General features: G+C 77.6%; 1 pseudogene. It reads right to left on the bottom strand.

The window, feature by feature from the left end:
• Window positions 1-219 (bottom strand): annotated as a pseudogene (locus CH42_RS16500) (response regulator); the annotation flags it as partial.

Genomic DNA, 219 nt, shown 5'->3' with positions numbered 1-219 from the left:
CCGCTCGGGCGTCGCCGCCGGGGGCGATGCGGTGCCCGCGGGGCGGGACGGACCGCTCGCGGCCGATCCGGGCACGCGGATCCTGCCGGTCGAGAGCAGCCGGTCGATCTCGCCCTGGGCGAGGGGTTGATCCCGCTCGTTCCGCTCGCGCGCCTGCCGCTCGGCCCGGTACACGCGGAGGCGCTCGCGCAGCGCCTCCTGCGTGAACGGCTTCACGAG

This window comes from Leucobacter musarum subsp. musarum, assembly GCF_001273845.1.
GTDB classification, from domain to species: domain Bacteria; phylum Actinomycetota; class Actinomycetes; order Actinomycetales; family Microbacteriaceae; genus Leucobacter; species Leucobacter musarum.
This window is presented reverse-complemented; position numbering and strand designations above follow the sequence as displayed.